17 protein-coding genes are annotated in these 16,727 nt (G+C 62.2%); 4 read left to right on the top strand and 13 right to left on the bottom strand.

What is annotated here, in order from left to right; all coding sequences use genetic code 11:
• Nucleotides 1–62 precede the first annotated feature (62 nt).
• The 8 genes from GBA65_RS07160 to GBA65_RS07125 form a co-directional block, all read right to left on the bottom strand.
• Nucleotides 63–785, bottom strand: a complete 723-nt coding sequence (locus GBA65_RS07160; RefSeq protein ID WP_166395982.1) for a hypothetical protein — start codon at nucleotides 783–785, stop codon at nucleotides 63–65.
• Between the two features lie 379 nt (nucleotides 786–1,164).
• Complete coding sequence (locus tag GBA65_RS07155) at nucleotides 1,165–2,172, bottom strand: thymidylate synthase (protein WP_166395981.1); 1,008 nt, start codon at nucleotides 2,170–2,172, stop codon at nucleotides 1,165–1,167.
• A 2-nt stretch (nucleotides 2,173–2,174) separates the two neighbouring features.
• Nucleotides 2,175–3,233: a nucleotide kinase domain-containing protein gene (locus tag GBA65_RS07150; RefSeq protein ID WP_207956211.1), complete on the bottom strand. Its 1,059-nt coding sequence runs from the start codon at nucleotides 3,231–3,233 to the stop codon at nucleotides 2,175–2,177.
• Between the two features lie 28 nt (nucleotides 3,234–3,261).
• Nucleotides 3,262–3,888 carry a dTMP kinase gene (locus GBA65_RS07145; protein WP_228281921.1) on the bottom strand — a complete coding sequence of 209 codons (627 nt, stop codon included), beginning with the start codon at nucleotides 3,886–3,888 and terminating at the stop codon, nucleotides 3,262–3,264.
• On the bottom strand, nucleotides 3,888–4,637 hold the full coding sequence (locus GBA65_RS07140) for a thymidylate synthase (RefSeq protein WP_166395978.1): 750 nt from the start codon (nucleotides 4,635–4,637) through the stop codon (nucleotides 3,888–3,890). The genes GBA65_RS07145 and GBA65_RS07140 overlap by 1 nt, the downstream gene beginning before the upstream one ends.
• Nucleotides 4,638–4,692: 55 nt before the next feature.
• A complete protein-coding gene (locus tag GBA65_RS07135) occupies nucleotides 4,693–5,604 on the bottom strand; it encodes an ImmA/IrrE family metallo-endopeptidase (RefSeq protein WP_228281918.1) in 912 nt (303 codons plus the stop codon).
• Nucleotides 5,605–5,619: 15 nt separating this feature from the next.
• Nucleotides 5,620–5,955 carry a helix-turn-helix domain-containing protein gene (locus GBA65_RS07130; protein WP_207956210.1) on the bottom strand — a complete coding sequence of 112 codons (336 nt, stop codon included), beginning with the start codon at nucleotides 5,953–5,955 and terminating at the stop codon, nucleotides 5,620–5,622.
• Nucleotides 5,948–6,238 (bottom strand): acyl carrier protein, encoded by a 291-nt coding sequence (locus tag GBA65_RS07125; RefSeq protein ID WP_166395976.1) that lies wholly within the window; start codon nucleotides 6,236–6,238, stop codon nucleotides 5,948–5,950. Before GBA65_RS07125 ends, GBA65_RS07130 begins: the two co-directional genes overlap by 8 nt.
• 282 nt (nucleotides 6,239–6,520) lie before the next feature.
• On the opposite strand from GBA65_RS07125, the gene GBA65_RS07120 reads away from it, so the two are divergent.
• Entirely contained in the window at nucleotides 6,521–7,153 is a 633-nt protein-coding gene (locus GBA65_RS07120) for a hypothetical protein (protein ID WP_166395975.1), read from the top strand.
• A gap of 1 nt (nucleotide 7,154) precedes the next feature.
• On the top strand, nucleotides 7,155–7,787 hold the full coding sequence (locus GBA65_RS07115) for an RES domain-containing protein (RefSeq protein ID WP_166395974.1): 633 nt from the start codon (nucleotides 7,155–7,157) through the stop codon (nucleotides 7,785–7,787).
• Nucleotides 7,788–7,827: 40 nt separating this feature from the next.
• Here GBA65_RS07115 and GBA65_RS25085 read toward each other — a convergent pair whose 3' ends face one another.
• The 4 genes from GBA65_RS25085 to GBA65_RS07095 form a co-directional block, all read right to left on the bottom strand.
• Nucleotides 7,828–7,959: a hypothetical protein gene (locus GBA65_RS25085; RefSeq protein ID WP_266096552.1), complete on the bottom strand. Its 132-nt coding sequence runs from the start codon at nucleotides 7,957–7,959 to the stop codon at nucleotides 7,828–7,830.
• 203 nt (nucleotides 7,960–8,162) lie between these two features.
• Complete coding sequence (locus GBA65_RS07105; protein ID WP_166395972.1) at nucleotides 8,163–8,657, bottom strand: type II toxin-antitoxin system VapC family toxin; 495 nt, start codon at nucleotides 8,655–8,657, stop codon at nucleotides 8,163–8,165.
• Nucleotides 8,654–8,905 (bottom strand): hypothetical protein, encoded by a 252-nt coding sequence (locus GBA65_RS07100; RefSeq protein WP_166395971.1) that lies wholly within the window; start codon nucleotides 8,903–8,905, stop codon nucleotides 8,654–8,656. The genes GBA65_RS07105 and GBA65_RS07100 overlap by 4 nt, the downstream gene beginning before the upstream one ends.
• Before the next feature lie 300 nt (nucleotides 8,906–9,205).
• Nucleotides 9,206–11,446 carry a hypothetical protein gene (locus GBA65_RS07095; RefSeq protein ID WP_207956209.1) on the bottom strand — a complete coding sequence of 747 codons (2,241 nt, stop codon included), beginning with the start codon at nucleotides 11,444–11,446 and terminating at the stop codon, nucleotides 9,206–9,208.
• 228 nt (nucleotides 11,447–11,674) lie between these two features.
• Here GBA65_RS07095 and GBA65_RS07090 point away from each other — a divergent pair, with 228 nt between their 5' ends.
• Together GBA65_RS07090 and GBA65_RS07085 are read left to right on the top strand one after the other, a co-directional pair.
• Nucleotides 11,675–13,939 carry an SIR2 family NAD-dependent protein deacylase gene (locus GBA65_RS07090; protein WP_166395969.1) on the top strand — a complete coding sequence of 755 codons (2,265 nt, stop codon included), beginning with the start codon at nucleotides 11,675–11,677 and terminating at the stop codon, nucleotides 13,937–13,939.
• A 74-nt stretch (nucleotides 13,940–14,013) separates the two neighbouring features.
• Nucleotides 14,014–15,624 (top strand): hypothetical protein, encoded by a 1,611-nt coding sequence (locus tag GBA65_RS07085; protein ID WP_166395968.1) that lies wholly within the window; start codon nucleotides 14,014–14,016, stop codon nucleotides 15,622–15,624.
• A 171-nt stretch (nucleotides 15,625–15,795) separates the two neighbouring features.
• Here GBA65_RS07085 and GBA65_RS07080 read toward each other — a convergent pair whose 3' ends face one another.
• Nucleotides 15,796–16,716, bottom strand: a complete 921-nt coding sequence (locus GBA65_RS07080) for a DUF4238 domain-containing protein (RefSeq protein ID WP_166395967.1) — start codon at nucleotides 16,714–16,716, stop codon at nucleotides 15,796–15,798.
• Nucleotides 16,717–16,727: the final 11 nt, after the last annotated feature.

The following is a 16,727-nucleotide window of genomic DNA, read 5'->3' as shown; positions in this document are numbered from 1 at the left end:
TGCTCGATCGGCTGCTGCGGCTGCTCTAGACAAGCGCGTCCTCTCGCCAAGCGTCCCGTACGTCAAGCAACGACGGCTAAGACCGTGGAGACTACCATGCAGGCATACAACATGGCGGTGGCGGCTAGAACACCCCTCCAATCGGTGACACGAGGGAGGGGATCGGGATCTGCCAGAGATACGCCCAAGCTGGCCAGCACTATTACGCCGGAGGCCGCTCCGACGTACCCGATCGCGGTCGAGGCGAACTGCAGTACGGATGGAATCCAGGACGCTCCTGAGTTGGCGGCCGCGATGAGCATCAAGGTGGAGAATGATGCAACCACCAGTGAGAGGGTAGGCAGAGCAACGAAGAGGAGTACAGCTCGGTAGGGTCTGTTCGGGGTTTTGTGCTCCAGCATGGGAATGAGCACCCTCAGCGTCTCCACCAATTTTGTCCGAACCCCATGCGAGAGGACGAGGCGGGAAAGTTCTTCGCGGTAAGGTAGTTTGCAGGCGAGCGTTCGTACGGCAGTCCCTAGGCGGTTAAGGTCGAGGAGTCGTCCCGCTTTAGAAAGCGCCCAGCATGCCGTCCCGAGGAGCACCAACTCTGCGGCGACTATGATCAGCAAGAACGGCTGGGCCAGTAAAGGGAGTAACGTTACTGTCAAACCGTAGCCCACCACAGTTCCCGTGTTTGCCTCTAAGAAGTTACTCCAAGCCTCTCCGGTCCCCTGAACCAAGGCGTTCAAGTACAACGATATCCAGCCGGCTGCCCCCACCGAGAGAGGCACCAAGCCGATCACAGGTACCACCCACCCGACTAGAGAGCTAGGAGAAAACCTAGCTCCTTCGGCGTTCCTCCGTCCCGTGCCGCAGCTTCTCCTCATTTATACAAACCTCACTTTCCCTACAACCCATTGTGCTGTGTTGACCGTTCGGTTGCGGTAAGGACCAACAGCCTTGATGCACGCCGTAGCGGGTCGCTGCTATCCTCAAGCGCATGCTGCTCTCGTCCTCTGGTGGGGCGTACGCCCGCACGACCATCGTCTCGCCTCGGGCGTCCAGGTTTCGTCGCTCAAGACCGCCTGTCACCAGGGGAGTAGGAGGCTTTTGTCCGAGAGGCCTCTCACACCTGATGCCCCCCACCTTTGCCCGCAGAAGGTGTACCGCTTGCATGGGCCGTCAACGCGTTCCCGTCCTCGATACCCATCTCCCCCAAGCCTGTAAGAGGGCAGCATTGGTGCAACCCAATGCCACTTCTTTGGACAACCGCATCCACATTCTCCGACGAGCCGAGTCTGCAGCAGCAATTCGAAGAACATTCTGAAACGCTTCGGGGAGGTCACCCTCGTCCACAATCTCCCGCATGCGTCTCTCTGTCAGGTGTTCTTTTGTCATCGCGTCCAAGCGGGCCACCAGCAGGGCGAAAGTTTCGTCCGACTCTGCCTTCGACAAACGCAGCGAGTCCGTGTTGGGGGCAATTTTCAACTGCTCGTCGAACTTTCTTGCCTTTGCCAGGTCGCTTTCGTAAACGTGCAGGCTGTCGCTTAGATGGTCGTACACGCCCACCTCGAGCCCCAGCCAACCGGCTATCACCTCCTGCAGGGTGGTGAACTGCACGAGGTTGTAGGGGATGCCATGGAACAGGTCGTTGCTGCGCATGACCTGCGTCCACTGGAGCTTTCCGTTTCGAACCTTCAACATGCACAGCACGTTGCAGGGGACGTCCTGGCTTGCGGGACGCCCCTCCTCGTCGGGCATGTCGAGGTCGGCGTCCCAGATCTGCAAGACGACTTGCCTGCTGTCGGGGTTGCTACGTAGCGCCAAGTAGGCCCTCTCCAGCTGATCGAGGCCGAAACGACGCCTCAAGCGGTGCCCATAGGCGCCGTGGTATCGCTCCCCGGGCCCCGTGTAACTCGGTAGGCCCGGATACCAGTGGTTCGGCAGCGCCGAGTCGTCGCGACCGGCGAGTATCCAGGCCGTCTCCGCTATGGCGAAGGCCGGGTTGATGGCCGGCTCTCGAGCGAGCACCCAGCGTTCTAGGGGGTTACGGATCGATAGAACGGCATGAAGGATCTCGCAGGTCGAGCCCGCGCGGCTGGCCTGCCCCTGAGCCTCGCCTTCTACCAGGAAAGCAGTCGCTGCCTTGCTCCAAGCCTCGTTAGCCGTCTCCCCCTCGAACAGGCGCACCCCTACGCCTCCGTCTCCGACCTTGGAATGAGGTGGTTGATGCCCCACTTCGGCGGGTACCAGTAGCTCACGGGCTCGGGATTAAAACTGTAGGTCTGTTTGATGCGCATGCGGTGCGTGACGCCCCGCGCATAGGGGTGGGCGACCCGAGCGTACTTGTCCACCTCGCAGAAGAGGTTCTGGCAGTCGATAAGCTGCAAGGGCCGTCCCCACAGCGACTCAAACTCGAGGCCAAGTCGCTCGAACTCCTCCTCCTGACGCTCGGCGACCACCTTGATGATATCCACCTCGCTCAGGCCCCCGAGGTCCTCGAAACATTTGTGGATGCCGTTGCGGGCGCCGGGCCCGGGCATCACGAACTCCATCTCCCCGAAGTCAGTGATCTCGCTGTAGTTCAAGTCCGTGGCGTACTGGTAGGCGAGGAAGTCGCCGATCATGGGATAACCGCGCAGCAGTTCGAAGGCCTCGCGCATGTTTCGCGCTTCGGTCAGGCTCTCCGGAAGGCCGTCCTCCATCATCCACCCGAGTAGCTCCAGGTAACGGCTGTGTTTCCTTGGACGTCCGATCCTCTTGCCGCCCGACGGCATGATGTACGCGGCCGAAAAGATGCGCCTGCCACTCTCGATAGCGCGCGTCAACAAGGCGTCGTACTCCTCGAAGGAATAATCGGCGTAGGAGACGCAGCCAAACTCTTCCTCTAGCATCTCCCAGGTGCCGATGCGGTTGAAGATTTTGAAGAGGATCGTGCGGAAGAAGACCTCCCGCGCGTCCTGGTCGCCGCCGTAGATAACGTTTTGGATCAGGTATTGGCTCACCCGGTCCGAGGCGCGGTAGGCGTTCGTGAACTTATAGCGCTTCAAGATGGGGTCCTCGGTCCACGGGTACGGTCGTCCCTTGAGGCGCTCGAAGAAAACCGCCTGGCGCTCCGCCGCGAAGTACCAGAAGGTGTCGTAAACCTCGGTGGGTCTCGCCGGCGCAAGACCGGAGAAGAGGGTCGGGGCTCGATCTCTTGGGCGAACGGCGGGCTCCTTTTGGAGGAGCCCGAGCTTCGGTTGGTGCATTTCGTCGCGTCCTCCCGAGGAGTCGCGATTAAAGTCCATGCTCCCTTTCGAAAATCCGCAACACAAAACCCAGCGCCTCGTCCAGCGACGACTCGTTGTAGATCGTCTCGACGGGGTGGTGGCTCGCTTGCTCGCGGCCGAGGTTCTCGTACGCAGCACGCAGCTCTCGCCAGCGCTCGTCAGGGCCCTCCCGCCGTAGCGGGCTCTGACGGGTTACGAGGAACGCGACGATCGGCTTCGCGCCGGTCGTCCAGCTCTCGAGCTCGAGCGCGATCATGGCGTCCAAGGAGTCGCGATCCACGCCGCCCACGATACCGTACACGAACGTGGACCACCAGAAGCGATCCAAAACCACCGAGCGGCCTGCCCTCAAAGCGGGCAGTATGTGCCCCTCGATGGCGTCTAGGTGCGCCGCGATGTGCAGCACCTGCAGGCTGGTGGGGTTCATACGATCGATGCCGAATTTGCCCGGGTCGTGATGGACCTCGTAGACGAGGCGGCCCAGGGTGCCCGGCTCCCTCCCCGGGAACGAGAAGTACTCGCACCGAACACCCCGCCTGATTAGCTTATCCACCAAGGCCTGCGCCAGGGTCGTCTTTCCGACCCCGTCCGGTCCCTCGAAGACGACGAGGCGGCCGCGATCGCCCTGCCGCATCACGTCACCTCCTCGCGGTCCGGCGCGCCTCCCCCAGGCTCGCCCAAAATCGTCCTCAACTCTGCGGCCAGGTTCGCGAGGCGGCCCTTGGTGGGGTCGCCCCGCTTGGCCACGCTCGCGATGCAGTTGAGTTCGGCGAGCTCGCGGTCGAGCTCGTAGGCCACGAAGCGCCCGAGATCGTGGAGGCCCAGGTAGTTGCCGTAGGCCTTCTCGAACAGGTACTGCGTGGCGTAGAACCCGGTCACGGCCAACTTGCCGTCCTCGAGGGGAACGAAGGAGACCTGATGCAGGCACGGGAAGCCGCGCTGACGTTGATGCGTGTGGTCCTTCGCCGGATCGAAGATCGAAGCCTGCAGCGCGCTACGCCTATGATTGCCGCGCTCCTTGTAAGTGGAGATGATGTGCTCCAGTTGGTTGATCTTCCCCAAGCCGGGCCGTTCGGGACCGAAGGCGATCATACGCTCGAAGTAAGTACCATTCTGGTTTCTCCGCTTGTCGGCAGCCTTGATCGTGGGGAGCATCTTCGCGTAACGCTCGAACAGCCGCTCGCGCCCAAGCTCGGGCTTCCAGCGTCTTCTCGGGAAGATGGTGTTGGCCACGGTGAGACATGGAAACTCGCCTTGAGCCGCCAGCGCCTTGTCCAAGGCCTGCCTAATGGCGGGCTCCTCCACCGGCCGTCCCTCGTCCAAGCCGCGCACCGTCACGCAGAGCGGCGAGATCTCGTCCACGCCCGTCTCCATGGCGGACAAGAAAGCTCGCGCCCAAGCACGAGAGAGATCGCCCTCCACCAGGTAATGAGGAGGCTCAATCATCTTCGGCCTCGTAGTCGGGGTCCTCCCAATGGCGGTACGGACCCAATCCCACGTAGTTTCGCCGAGAGACGCGTACGAAAGCCGCCCACCCGGACTCCGGGCGGTGGACCCGCCCTATGCCTGGCGCGGTGGCGGTCAGCAGTACGGCCCGCTCGGTCTCCTCGACCACCCGGAGGTTTTTCCCCTCGTAACGCGTGCCGGAAGGCAGCAGGATAAGGTCGCCGACCTGGACGTCCACGGCCCGGTCCGTCCACTTCTCGCCCACGACGAGGAGGTTCTCGCGAACCTCCCTGCCCAAGATACCGGCGCGGATGTCCTTCGGGGTTGCTTTCAGGAGGCGGGCGGAGTGCGGGTAGGCCAGCATGCGTAGGCTGCCGCGCATGTGGTGCACGAGCGCGGCGTAGCCCACGCCCAGCCAGCCCGCGACCGTGTAGACCTGACGAGGAGTGCACTCCTTAGGCTCCCAGCCACGCGCCCGGAAACCGTACTTGACGGCCGTCTTCGGCATCAGGAAGAAGCCGGCGAAGCGATCCGCAAGATACTCTTCGGGGCCGACGCTCTCGGGCGGTTCCTGCCCCGCATCGTCGCTCGGCACGCCCACCGCCACCCCGTGACCGTAGACGTGGTGCCCGAGCTCGTGCGCCCCCGTATAAGCCTGGCGTCCCGGAGGGCGTTCGGACGACACCAGGATGACCGGATTCGGCCGACCCCGGTACACGCCCTCCAAGCTAGGGATCGGCATGAACCTCAACTTTATGCCGAGTTTGTCGATGACGTCGAAGACGGAGGCGGGGGCTTGCGGCTTTATGCCCATCTCGCCCCGCAGCCTCAGCGCCCGTCCTAGGGCGTCCAACGCCAAATCCTTGCGCCGCTTCACCGTCGATGTCCTGCTGCCGTTCGCCACCAAACCGCCAGTCTCCTAATCCTTTCGGAGGGCCGAGAGCATTTTGAGCACTCGGTCCAGGTCTTCCTCACGAAGTTTGGAGAGCTCCCGCGCCGCGAGTTCCACGCGGGCTTGATGCTCATCCGGGGTGGCCTCTCCACCGGCCAGCCAGGAGAGATCCACCGCGTAAAGGTCGGCAAGCTCGGCGAGCTCTTCCGCAGAAACTCGCCTGCGTCCCGCCTCCATCTCCGACACCGAAGGCCTGTGAAGCCCGAGCCTCTTCGCCACCTGTCCTTGAGAAAGCCCGGCCATCTCCCTCGCCGTGCGGAGCCTCTCGGCCAACGCCATCCGCCTGGGATCCACCTCACTCACGGCTACCTCCTTCCCCGACACCGATCGTCCGGCAAATACGGTCCACTATCTCCTCGATGCTAAGGGGCGTGCGGTCCTTCTGCCAGAAGAGCGTGGGGTCCAGCTTCTCCGACAACCTCTCCGACAACTGGGTCACCGCCTCCATGGCGCTTAAGCTGTCAAAGTCCGCGAGGTCCTTCATAGGGCAGGTCTGATCATCGATCTCGGGCACCTCTTCCCCACCCAGGTCCTGGATCTCCACCAATACCTCGGTCAGTACCGCCCTCACCTCGTCGCGCGTCATAGCTGTCTTCTTACTCATAGTAAGAAAATCTTACTACGAGGTCGAACCGCTTGCAATAGAGCTGCCGTACGGGGTTGGTTTACGGCCCTCATGGTGCGGTCGTTGATGTACCTCGGCTTACGCTGGATTCCGTCCATCCCTGCATTAATCAGCGGTATGCAGTTTCCGTCCCGTACGTTCGTGAGCTGCCCAGGCAATTCTCTTACTTGACATCTCTTACAGTAGTAAGTATATTCCGGAGTGTAAAGTTGTATCGAGAGGGTGAAGGCCATGGTGGACCGCTTGACCTTTAGGATCTCCGCTCCCGCCCCTACCGCCAAGGGAGCTGCCGCCAAGGCGCGCCACAAGAAGGCTGCCTCTCGTACGGTCGAGGCCCTGCAGCACCTGTTGGAGCAATCTTCGGCGGAGGATTTGGAGGCCGTCTCCTCTCGCATAGAGCGGGCGCTCGAATCACCGGAGGTGCCCGAGAAACACAGGGAGCTCGTGACGGACCTGACCGGCGGACGCGAACACGGGCGTCAGGAGAGGTCCGCCCTCGAGATGGCTACCCTGGCTCGGTCTTTCAAGCGTCGCAGGGAGTTGCTTGAAGGGTCGCTGACCGCCTCGCAGGTTGCGGACCTGCTCGGCACCACTCGCCAAACGCCCCACGACCGCGTGAAAGTCGATACCTTACTGGCCATTTTGGATCGGGGAGCCTGGAGGTTCCCGGCCTGGCAGTTCGACCCCGGAGGCCCGGACGGCGTCGTCGAGGGGCTGCCGGAGGCACTGCAATCCCTGCACGCCTCGCCGCTGGCGAAGGCGAGTTGGTTCATGAGGCCCAACGTATACCTGGAGGGGGAAACCCCGCTCGAGGCGTTGAGGAGGGGACGGATCCAGGCGGTAAGGAGCGCGGCGGCGACGGTCGGGGCCAGCTAGCTTGGTCGTCGTCGACCTTCCGCCGCCGCGGCGCAGACCCAATCCTCTGTTCCATGATCTCCCTTCCGGAAGTCGCCTGGTCAGGTTGTTCGACCCCTCCCGCCACGGGGCGACGGAGACGGGCTTCCGCTCGTACGGTCCCCTGCTCCGTTTCGATCACCATCTGGGGGACGAGGACGGAACGCCGGGGGAAGACGCAGAGCGCGGCATCTACTACGCCGCCCGAACCCTCTCCGGCTGCCTGGTGGAGATCTTCGGCGACACGGGGGTGGTAGACCTCGACCGGCATCACATCGCATCGCCGATCCTACGACGCGACCTGCGGCTGCTAGACCTACGGCACAACGGGGCCATGAGAGCAGGGACGAAGGCCGCGATAGCTAAGGTTTCCGAGAGGCAACTTTCTCAGACCTGGTCGCGCCACTTCTACGAGACGCCCGAGGTCTACGGAGAGGTGGACGGCGTTCTCTACCTCAACGCCCACAACGACGAAGATGCTATCGCCCTCTACGAACGGGCGTCAGGCGCATTAGAATGCCCGCCGGAGCGCGTCATGACGCTCGACGACGAGGTGCTGCGGGCGGCGGTGCTGGAAGCAGCCGACGACAACGACCTCGTGGTAGCCGACGCCTAGCGTGACGTTCTTCCGCGCCAGCCCGCTACCGGCGCATGGGTCACTCGTCGAGTTCCCTCACGTTGTAGAGGATCCCGCGCTCGCTGACATAGTGCCTCGGAAGATGCGGGACGATCCTCTCAAACTGTTTCTTGGTCCTTTTCAGGTGGACGCGAGCCCCCTCCGCGTCCACCCATTCTTCGCGCTTCGCCGCTGCCAACTCGGAGCGAATTATAGTGATCACCAATGAAGAGTTAGCGGCCTTAGAACATACCGCCGATTTGGTCGCACTTTCCAAAAGGAAGCTTTGCCAGTTGGTTGCTTCAGGCACGGCCATAGTTTAAGATCAACTGGGCTAAAGGTCCTCAGTAGGTCCTGTCCGCCACGGTAGGCCTCCTACGGAGCTCCGTCCGTCGTGCCCCACCCTTTCAGATCCTCCTCCGCTGCCGGACGGTTTGGCCCCTCGCCGACCCACCTCACCCTCGGGTACGCGTCTTTGGCGACCTCCCAAAAGGTCCTGTCCCCCGTCCAAAGTTCGCAGTCCTCCCTTTCGGCCAGGGCTAGGTAGTGGGCTTCGTAGGCGGAGGGACGCTCCAGCACATATGCTAGCTCAAGAGCCTCGTTGTGCAGCGCCTTCAGGTCCAGGAGGACTGGACCAGCATCCATGATCGCTTTCAAGCGGTCCCGGGCCTTCTTGGGGGACAACTCTCCCCTCTCGACACGCTTACGTAGGACTTCGGCTACCTCGTATGGGAGCAGCCCTGGCGCGATCGTCCCGACGTCCCTCTCCTTCCACTCCCGCAGCAACTCCTTCGCGATCCTTGAGAATGGCTCCCTTGAGACCCACTTGAGGGCCAGCGCGGCGTCAACAACTACGGTTCCGATGTTCAAAGCGCTTCTGCCCGTTTGGCTCGTGCCTTATCGAGAAGGCTCGCGGAGTCGTCCTCGCGTTCGTCGTCCAGGTCATTTCCGCCTGCTTCTAGGAGCCGCTCCAGGACCTCCTTCGTCACAGGGAGCCCTCGTCGGCCTTCGAGCCACGGCTGCTCCTCCTCGCGCGCCGCGAGTTGCTTGACGAGGTCCATTCCGGGCTTCTCCTCCAGCGCGTCGGCAACGATCCTGTCCAGAACGTCCGCGAGCACCTGTTCGATCTTCTCCGCGTACGCCTCGATGTTTGGGTGGTCGCGTCGCGCCTCATGCACGTATCGTTCCTGGCGCTGCTTAGCAGTGCGAGCTTGAAGCTCTCCCGCTCCCGCTGATCCTCCACCTCGCCCGCTACCCCCTCGTAGTCCTTGGCAAGCTCGCGGAGCTCTTCGATGAATTGGCTCAGACGGTGTGCCAATGCGGAGTCGTGCTTGGAGGCGAGGAGGGCGAACATCTTGACCTTCGCGGGGTTCAGGAGTACTCGGGGGTCCTCGTTCCAGCCCTCCAGATAAAGCCGCTTATCGGCCTCCGTCCTCAGCGGAGCGATACCTTCTATGCGGCCCACGAGCTCCCGCAGCGTCATGCCAACAAACATCAACCCCCGCAGTTGGCGCCAGTTCACGACGAGCCTCGGAACCTCGACGACGAGCGGCTTTTTGCTCCCTTCTCCCCCGACGAAGAGGTGCTCGAGCCCGATCCAGTGCGTCAAGAACTTCTGCACGGGCTCCGGCTCCCAGTAACCCTCGCGTACCAATGGGCCGCCCTGAGAAACCCCGGGCGTATCTCTCCCGGCTTCCCCTCGTCGCTCCCCGAGTTCGGAACCGAAGCCAGCATCCCCGGTAAGCGGCCGCGAGCCCGCTAATGTCTCGATCACTCGTGCGCACCACCATCGGCGTTCTTGCTCCCCGCTGTCGGGGACGGTACTGCCCCCGGCTGCCGTCCGCTTTACAGACGTAGACCCCCGGTAGTACCTCGCCCTTGAAGCCGCCCACGTTCCTCCGGGGGTTGGAGTACGCGAAGGTTAGAACGTTGAGTGCATCCGCAAGCCTGCGCCGCCCGGCCCGTTCGGCGTCGACGGGCCCGTCAGCCTCCACCTTCACCCTGGCAACGGCGTATGGACCGTGCGTCTCCTTCTCCAAAAACCTCCATCGGCCCTCCCCGAAGTCGTAGACGCCCGGATCGTAGAGCGCCACGTCGCCCATGCGCAGCACAGATCCCTCCGGGTAGTGCTCCAGGTCGACCCCCCCTACCCGGAAGACGGCGCTCCATTTTTCCTTCGGTCCTGCAAGACGCCCGATTAGCTCGTCGAGCATGCGACGCAGGTCCTCCTCGCCGACCGCGTCCCACGGCAGGTACTCGAACACCCCGAACTCCCGCGCGAAAGACTCCTTCCACTGCGCCCAAAACCGGGCGACGGAACCCTCGGCAGCGGGTTCTCCCTGAACAGCAGCCAGGGTGACCCGGGCAAGTACGCTTTCGGAGAGGGGAATTAGGAGCTTGGCAAGCTCCAGCTGGACGTCCTTCTGAGCCAGGACCACCGCGCATTGCTCATCGAGGCCCTCGTGCCCCCACAAGACACCTTCGGCGGCATCCCTTGCCATCGTCCCATCTAGCAAGCGCCCGAGCTCCAGAAGAAACGCTGTGGATGCGTCGGCCGTCGCGAGATCGGCCAGTTCCGCGCAAAGGTGCCGGACCGAGGCGTTGATCGTAGCCGCGAGCGCAGTTCTAGCGACGACGTCTTCGTGGGGCTCGCCCCAACGCGATGCCTCTTCTACGAACACCCCCGCTTCGGCCAGCTTGCCGTGAAGCCGGTGTCCCAGCCCCTCGGTCGCCTCTGGGATTCTCTTCGACAACCCGCCGCCGACGTGGAGCATCCTGAGGAGAAGGGTTCGCGCGTACCCGCGCACAGTCTCTCGACCTATCTCCTTGAGCCCCTCCTCGTCGAAGGAGAGAAGAGGCTTCCTGTCGGTTACACCACCCTCCGAGACGCCGCGACCGCGCAGGACACGGGCCCAAGCCCTCCCAAGGTCCTCGAGGAAGCGGTACGCAAGCCTCTGCCAGAAGCCATCATCCCCGAACGCGTCGAGGAGCGAACCCGACCCCGAAGCCCGCGCAAGGCGTGAATCGGACGCTTCACGGAGGATCCCCTGCCAGACCGCCTCGACTTCCCGCCCGAGCACTGCGTCATCGCCCAGATGGCCAACATGAGACTTCAGTAGCGACGAGACGTACGACCGCGTGAGGATCGTCTTGGGCAAATCCTCGAGGTCCTTTCCCGACCAATTTACGGAAGCGCGGCGGGCTAGGAGCTGCGCGAACACAAAGAGGGACAGAGAATCTCCCTTACCCAACAGTTCCTCAAGGAGGTATTCCTCGACAATCTGTGGCGAAGGCGAGCCCTTAATCTCCTCCAAAAGGGGGTAAATGCGGCTCACGTCATAATAACTTCCCTCCGCACTGAGCAAAACCTCAAGCTCGTTCATGGTCTGGCCGTGCTCGGCGCGAAGGAGTGCAACCGTAGGTGTGCCCATACGGAAGCAATTCTCCATGAGGTTGAGCACCTTGCTCTCCCACCACTCCCCATCGCGCTTCACCCGCTTCTTCTCGTAGACGCGATAGCACTGCTCGAGTTCCCCGAGGGCAGCCTGCACGACGTTCACGAAGCTCCCTATGCCCAAGAGCAATTCCTCTGGTTCCTTGACGGCTCTTCGCCAGGAGGAAATCCAACAGTCGAGGTTGTCCGAGTCGAGCGTTCTCACGCAACGATTTTATCCGCCTGTTGAGCGGAGTGTACGCGTACTCGTTGTCGGTTGGTCACAGTCAGAAAACGTAAGGTGACCGTTCTCGGGCGTGAAGGCGCCAAGTTCATAAGTGAACATAAAGCAGCGTATTCCGAGGTCAAAACTTACTGACCTGGACCACGCCCTGACTCTGTATACTTCGGTTCGGGTGAATGCTCTATTCATGCACATCGTAAGGCGTTCGCTGTGACAAAGGCAGTAGCCTTTAGGGATCAACCCCAAATTCAACGTATCAGGGAACGCCTCTGGAGCGAGCGCGACTACGGCCGCGCCGCGGTCATGGTTGGAGCCGGATTCAGTAGGAACGCGACCACCGTCTCGCCCGGTGTGCCACGGTTCCCGCTGTGGGGCGACACCGCCGAGCGCATGCTAGAGGACCTGTACCCGTCCGGCAATCCCGATGAAGGGCCTCGAGGCAGACGGAAGGCGCTGTACGGAACAGCGTCCGGCGCTATGAGGCTCGCTAGCGAATACGAAATCTCCTTCGGGCGCTCTGCGTTAGACAACTTGCTCTTAGAAAGCATCCCGGACGCCAGCTACGAGCCCGGGCGCCTGCACGACATGCTCCTTTCCTTGCCGTGGGCTGACGTTTTTACTACCAACTACGACACGCTGCTGGAGAGGGCAAGATCTCGAGTGTTTGAGCGCAAGTACGGTTTGGTGCTCGACCCGTCCGATGTTCCGGCCCACGAGCAACCCCGTATCGTGAAGCTCCACGGCAGCTTCCCATCCCAGAGACCCTTCGTCATCACCGAGGAGGACTTTCGCGCATACCCGGCGAGATCCGCGCCCTTCGTCAGCTTGGTACAACAGTCTATCGCGGAGAACGCTTTCTGCCTCTTGGGATTCTCCGGGGAGGACCCGAACTTCCTAAGCTGGACGGGCTGGGTACGTGACAACCTGGGTCCTTCCGCCCCGCGGGTTTATCTGTGCGGTCTCCTCGACCTTTCGGGCCCCACGAGGAGATTGCTCGAGAGTCGGAACGTCATCCCCGTGGACCTCTCTCCACTATTCCCGCCCGCCCTCTGGCCGCGCCGGGACGAGCGGCACGAGAAGGCTACGGAGTGGCTCCTCCTGAACCTGATGAACGGCAAGCCCCCCGACCCCGACGATTGGCTCGCCCCACCGTCGAGACGCCACCGCTGGCGCCCAAGCTTTGACCGGCCCGAGGTGCCCGAGGGGCCAAGCCTGTTCACCCCATCGGAGCCCTCGAGCCACCAGGGATTTGCAGACAATCTCGAGCAGTTGACCGAGGTTTTGGAGACGTGGCGGCGTCAGAGGCTTGAGTACCCGGGGTGGGCGGTCGCCCCCTACGTAGTCAGGAGCAAGCTGTGGCCAGAAACGCAATTCTGGATCGATCCTATCCTGAGATCCCTGGGAGAGCTACCCGCACCACGTAACCTGGAAATACTGTACGAGTTCAACTGGCGCCTCGAGAAGGCCCTCATTCCCCTGTTCAACGTTTGGAGCGAGAAGATCGTCGAGGTACTGACGTCGTTCAATCCATTTCCCGACCTGGTCGGCATCGATGGGGCAACCGTAACGCCGAGGCGGGAGGAACACGCGGAGCTGGATTGGGCCTCGATCGCGGAGTGGTGGGTGGAGTTGTCCTTTGCCGTAATCAGGGAAGCCAGGGAGGACCAAGACGATAGCAAATTTCGGCTGTGGATGGATCGCCTTGACGATGTGGTTGGTCATGGAACCGAATGGCGCTCCCGGTGGTTCTACGAGGACTGCCTGTTCCACCTGTACCGCTTCGACCAAGAAGCGCTCCGCGCGGGACTACAGGAATGGGCCAGGGAAGCAACCTCGCCACCATGGGACGTTAAGCGCGCCGCGTTGCTGAGCGAGCTCGGTGAACTTGAGGAGGCGGAGAGGTTAGCCGAGACAGCGTTGAACAGGATCCGCGAGCAGCTTCACCCCTACTCACAGGATCACGCCCTGATGTCGCAGGAGGGGTGGGTCATGTTGCTTCTTGAGATCATCGACAGCAACGTGCGAGACCAACCTGAAGGGCGTAGGGAGCTCTTCCAAGAAAGATATAAGGCCCTCGAACCGCGCAGGTGCAACCCCAAGGTGGAGGTCGAGCGTCTCGGATCACGCGTAAGGGGACCGGTCCCGCAGGAGATCATGGGCATAAAGCAAGAGGCGACCAGGCCCTTCGATCCCGACATGGCAGGCGAGAGGATCACTTTCGGGTCGGGCTTCCCCGCAGCCCCGGCCTTTCCTGCCTTCGGCTTCCTCAGGATGTTGGAAGAAGGCGGAATACCACTCAAGTGTGGGGGGGTTCGTATCTATCCGGAGGACGTCGAGGGCTGCGCGAGGTGGATCAAGCCCTACGCGCCCCTCTGGTCCCTCAGCGCCCTCCTCAGGTCAGTAGAGCCCGCCCAAGAAGAAGAGCTCGACGGCTGGTTCGATCGGGTCCGGGTGGCAACCTTGCCCCGGAACTAGTTCGGCGCCTGTTTACCACGCTGGCGAACGGTTTGGCGCAGTCGGTCCGGCACCTTGCGAGAAATTTGCACGAGATGGAAGAGCCCGGGGCAAGATTCTCGGAACGTCAGGTCAAGGTCCTCGCCGAGGTGCTGTCCCGCATCTCGATACGTCTGCCCGCGGAGCACCGCGCGGAGATGTTTGGTCTGGCCATGGAAATGTATCGCCACTCCCTGTTTAGGGAGCACCATGTGATGCACGCTTGCGTGAAGGCAGTGCTCGGCCGGCTACTCTCCCAGGCTATGGATCAGGGGGAGATCTTATCTCGAGTAGAGCTATTGCTGACACTACCCATCCCAGGCCAGGGCGGCTTTACCGTCCGCACTCCAGAACGGTGGCCCGAGCCACTCGAGTACGTGTCGTGGGAAGACGAAGTAAGGGCGACCGCGAGCCTCGACCGCTCGTCTTTGGCAACTCCTGTAGCAAGCTTGCTCTCTGTCGCGCAAACCGGACCTCAGGACGCGCGCCGGCGGGCCGTGAGCCGTTTGGTCAAGCTGTACGAGATCGGAGGCCTGACGGATGATGAGAGTACCGCGCTTGGCGAGGCCATATGGGCGAGAACAGACGAGACCACAGATTTTCCGGCGGACCTGCCCTACCCTCTCCACTCGTATCTACGGCTCCCACACCCTCCTCGTATCGACGTGGGGCAGCGTTACAAGCAGAATGCGCTCTCGCAGGAGTTTAGCCCCGTGGCTAGCAACGGAATTCTCAGTTCCTCCCTCAAGTACGATCCCGTCGCGCGGCTATTTCGTGGCGGTCCCGTCGTTCTCATCGGTAGGACCCAAGAGCAGTTGCGCAGCTTCGTCAACTGGAGCCGTGATGAGGCCATTGAGATACTCGACAAGATGCGCCGGTGCTGGGACGAAGAGAAGCAGCCGCTACAAAACTGGGTCTCGCGAGGATTGAACCCGAGGTCCGAGGGCAGCGTGCAGGGCCGGTTTTTGGATTGGGTGCGCCTAATTTCCGATTTCATCTTGCCGAGGGTAGCGGACGCCCCCGACGCAGTTAAGGAACGCGTGAAGGCTCTGCTTGACGACCTCGGACATATCGGGATATGTACCTCGTACGCTGCCCCCTCCCTACTCTACGTCGACGCAACGCTCTACAATGATGTGGTCGAGCAAGTGTGGACGGGTTTGAACTCGACCGATGAGACACAGATCGACGAGACCGTCCGTGGTTTGTGCCATTGGGTAGTGCTAGGCCGTCTCGACGAACGCCTGCCGTCACCGCCTGGGCAACTCCTTGATGAGTTGGTGCTCAGGACCGTCGCCCGCCGGATACCTGGACTCGAAACCGTGCTACCTAGCTTGTCCAACGTCTTGCGTCACTCCGCGCAGGCTCTGCACGCAGAGCATCTCGAGGGTTTGTGTGTAGCGCTAAGATACCTCCTTCAGGACACGGAACTTCCCGATCGTGACAGCCGAAGCGGCGTCGACACCTCCGCTAGTCCGATAGCCGTGGAGGAGCGCCCGAATTTCCGTCGGCTATCCGTCGCACTAGCCGCGCGACTCAAGCAGGAGTTCATCCGTAGAGGAGCGCAGCCCCCCGAAATAATCGAGAGTTGGAGGACCGTCAGCCTTGAAGATCCTCTCCCCGAGGTCAGAAGAGCTTGGCACGACGAGACATTCAAAACAGGGTGAGCATGCGGGGTTTGCCGGGGCAACTCCCGTCCTCTAATTGACGTTTTCGACAAGCCGGTAAATAGGACCAACGAAAAGGTTGTAAGGCAAAGGCTGCTCCTTTCCCAACGACGTACTGACCACTTATCCGTAGGGGTCCGGACGGCCCCGAAACGCATCAACCGACGGCCCCTACCCTACAAGCCGCTCCAGGAGCGGCTTATGCCTGGCGATGAGCCACCGCTCGTAATGTTTGGTCTGCACGATGTTGATGTCCCGCACGTCTTTTCTAGAGTATTTTAGGTGATGCACGCCTCCGCCCTCGCCGAAAGCTACGAGGCAGGTCTTCTGGGTCAGCGGTAGCAGCGCGAGGGCGCGCGCCACGGCAAAACCTACGTCGCCCATGTAGCCGGCCGGCGGCCCCAAAGCCGGATCCATCAAGACGAACGGGTCGTCGGAAGTGACGAAGGACGCGCCCTCCGGAGCCCACCCGAAGACCCAATCTCTCCGCAGCAAGGCTCCGGCGGCTTTCGCGCCGATGCTGAACATGCGCTCGAGCATGTGGTTTTTGGTCAGCGTCAGCTCGTAGGCCACGGAGTGGATGTCGCGGAAAACCCGCTCGACGGTCTCCGGGTCCTCCGCCTCGGGTTGACCGTGGCGCCTCAGGTCCTCTCGCAGCGCCTCGGGGTCGGGAAACACCCGCCCCCGGATCTCCGCCTCGTTCTCCTCAGCGTACCGCAGGGCCCACGGTCGGTAGCCCGACACGCGGAACTTCATCAGGGCCGCGAAGTGCGCCAGCAGAACCTTCTCCTGTGCGCCCGGCTGCCAGCCGGGACGGAGGCTCCTGAGTATCGGTGCCACGCGGTCCTCGAGCTCCGCCAGCACCTTCTCCGGCCCGGCATCCCGGCCTCCACCGCGGGTGTCCGCGGAGTAGTAGTGGCGCCGGACGGTCAGCTTCTTGATTGTGCGCTCCTCGATGCACCCTTGTTGCCAGTCGTGAACCCAAAGCCGGCATTGATCCCTGCTGCGGCCTTTCGACCTTTGGTCCTCCGGGTCGCAGAAGCCGCTCAGGTAGAAGCGAGGAAGGAGGTGGTGGTTCTTAGGCTCGCTCATTCCCGCTCCCA

The organism is Rubrobacter marinus (assembly GCF_011492965.1).
GTDB classification, from domain to species: Bacteria; Actinomycetota; Rubrobacteria; order Rubrobacterales; family Rubrobacteraceae; genus Rubrobacter_F; species Rubrobacter_F marinus.
The sequence above is the reverse complement of the archived record's forward strand: the minus strand, read 5'-3'. Positions and strand labels throughout refer to the sequence as shown.

Excerpts from the sequence above, each read along its gene's own strand:
- GBA65_RS07085 (WP_166395968.1), top strand. The coding sequence starts at position 14,014 with ATGGAAGAGCCCGGGGCAAGATTCTCGGAACGTCAGGTCAAGGTCCTC.
- GBA65_RS07145 (WP_228281921.1), bottom strand. The coding sequence starts at position 3,888 with ATGCGGCAGGGCGATCGCGGCCGCCTCGTCGTCTTCGAGGGACCGGAC.
- GBA65_RS07080 (WP_166395967.1), bottom strand. The coding sequence starts at position 16,716 with ATGAGCGAGCCTAAGAACCACCACCTCCTTCCTCGCTTCTACCTGAGC.
- GBA65_RS07125 (WP_166395976.1), bottom strand. The coding sequence starts at position 6,238 with ATGACGCGCGACGAGGTGAGGGCGGTACTGACCGAGGTATTGGTGGAG.
- GBA65_RS07150 (WP_207956211.1), bottom strand. The coding sequence starts at position 3,233 with ATGCACCAACCGAAGCTCGGGCTCCTCCAAAAGGAGCCCGCCGTTCGC.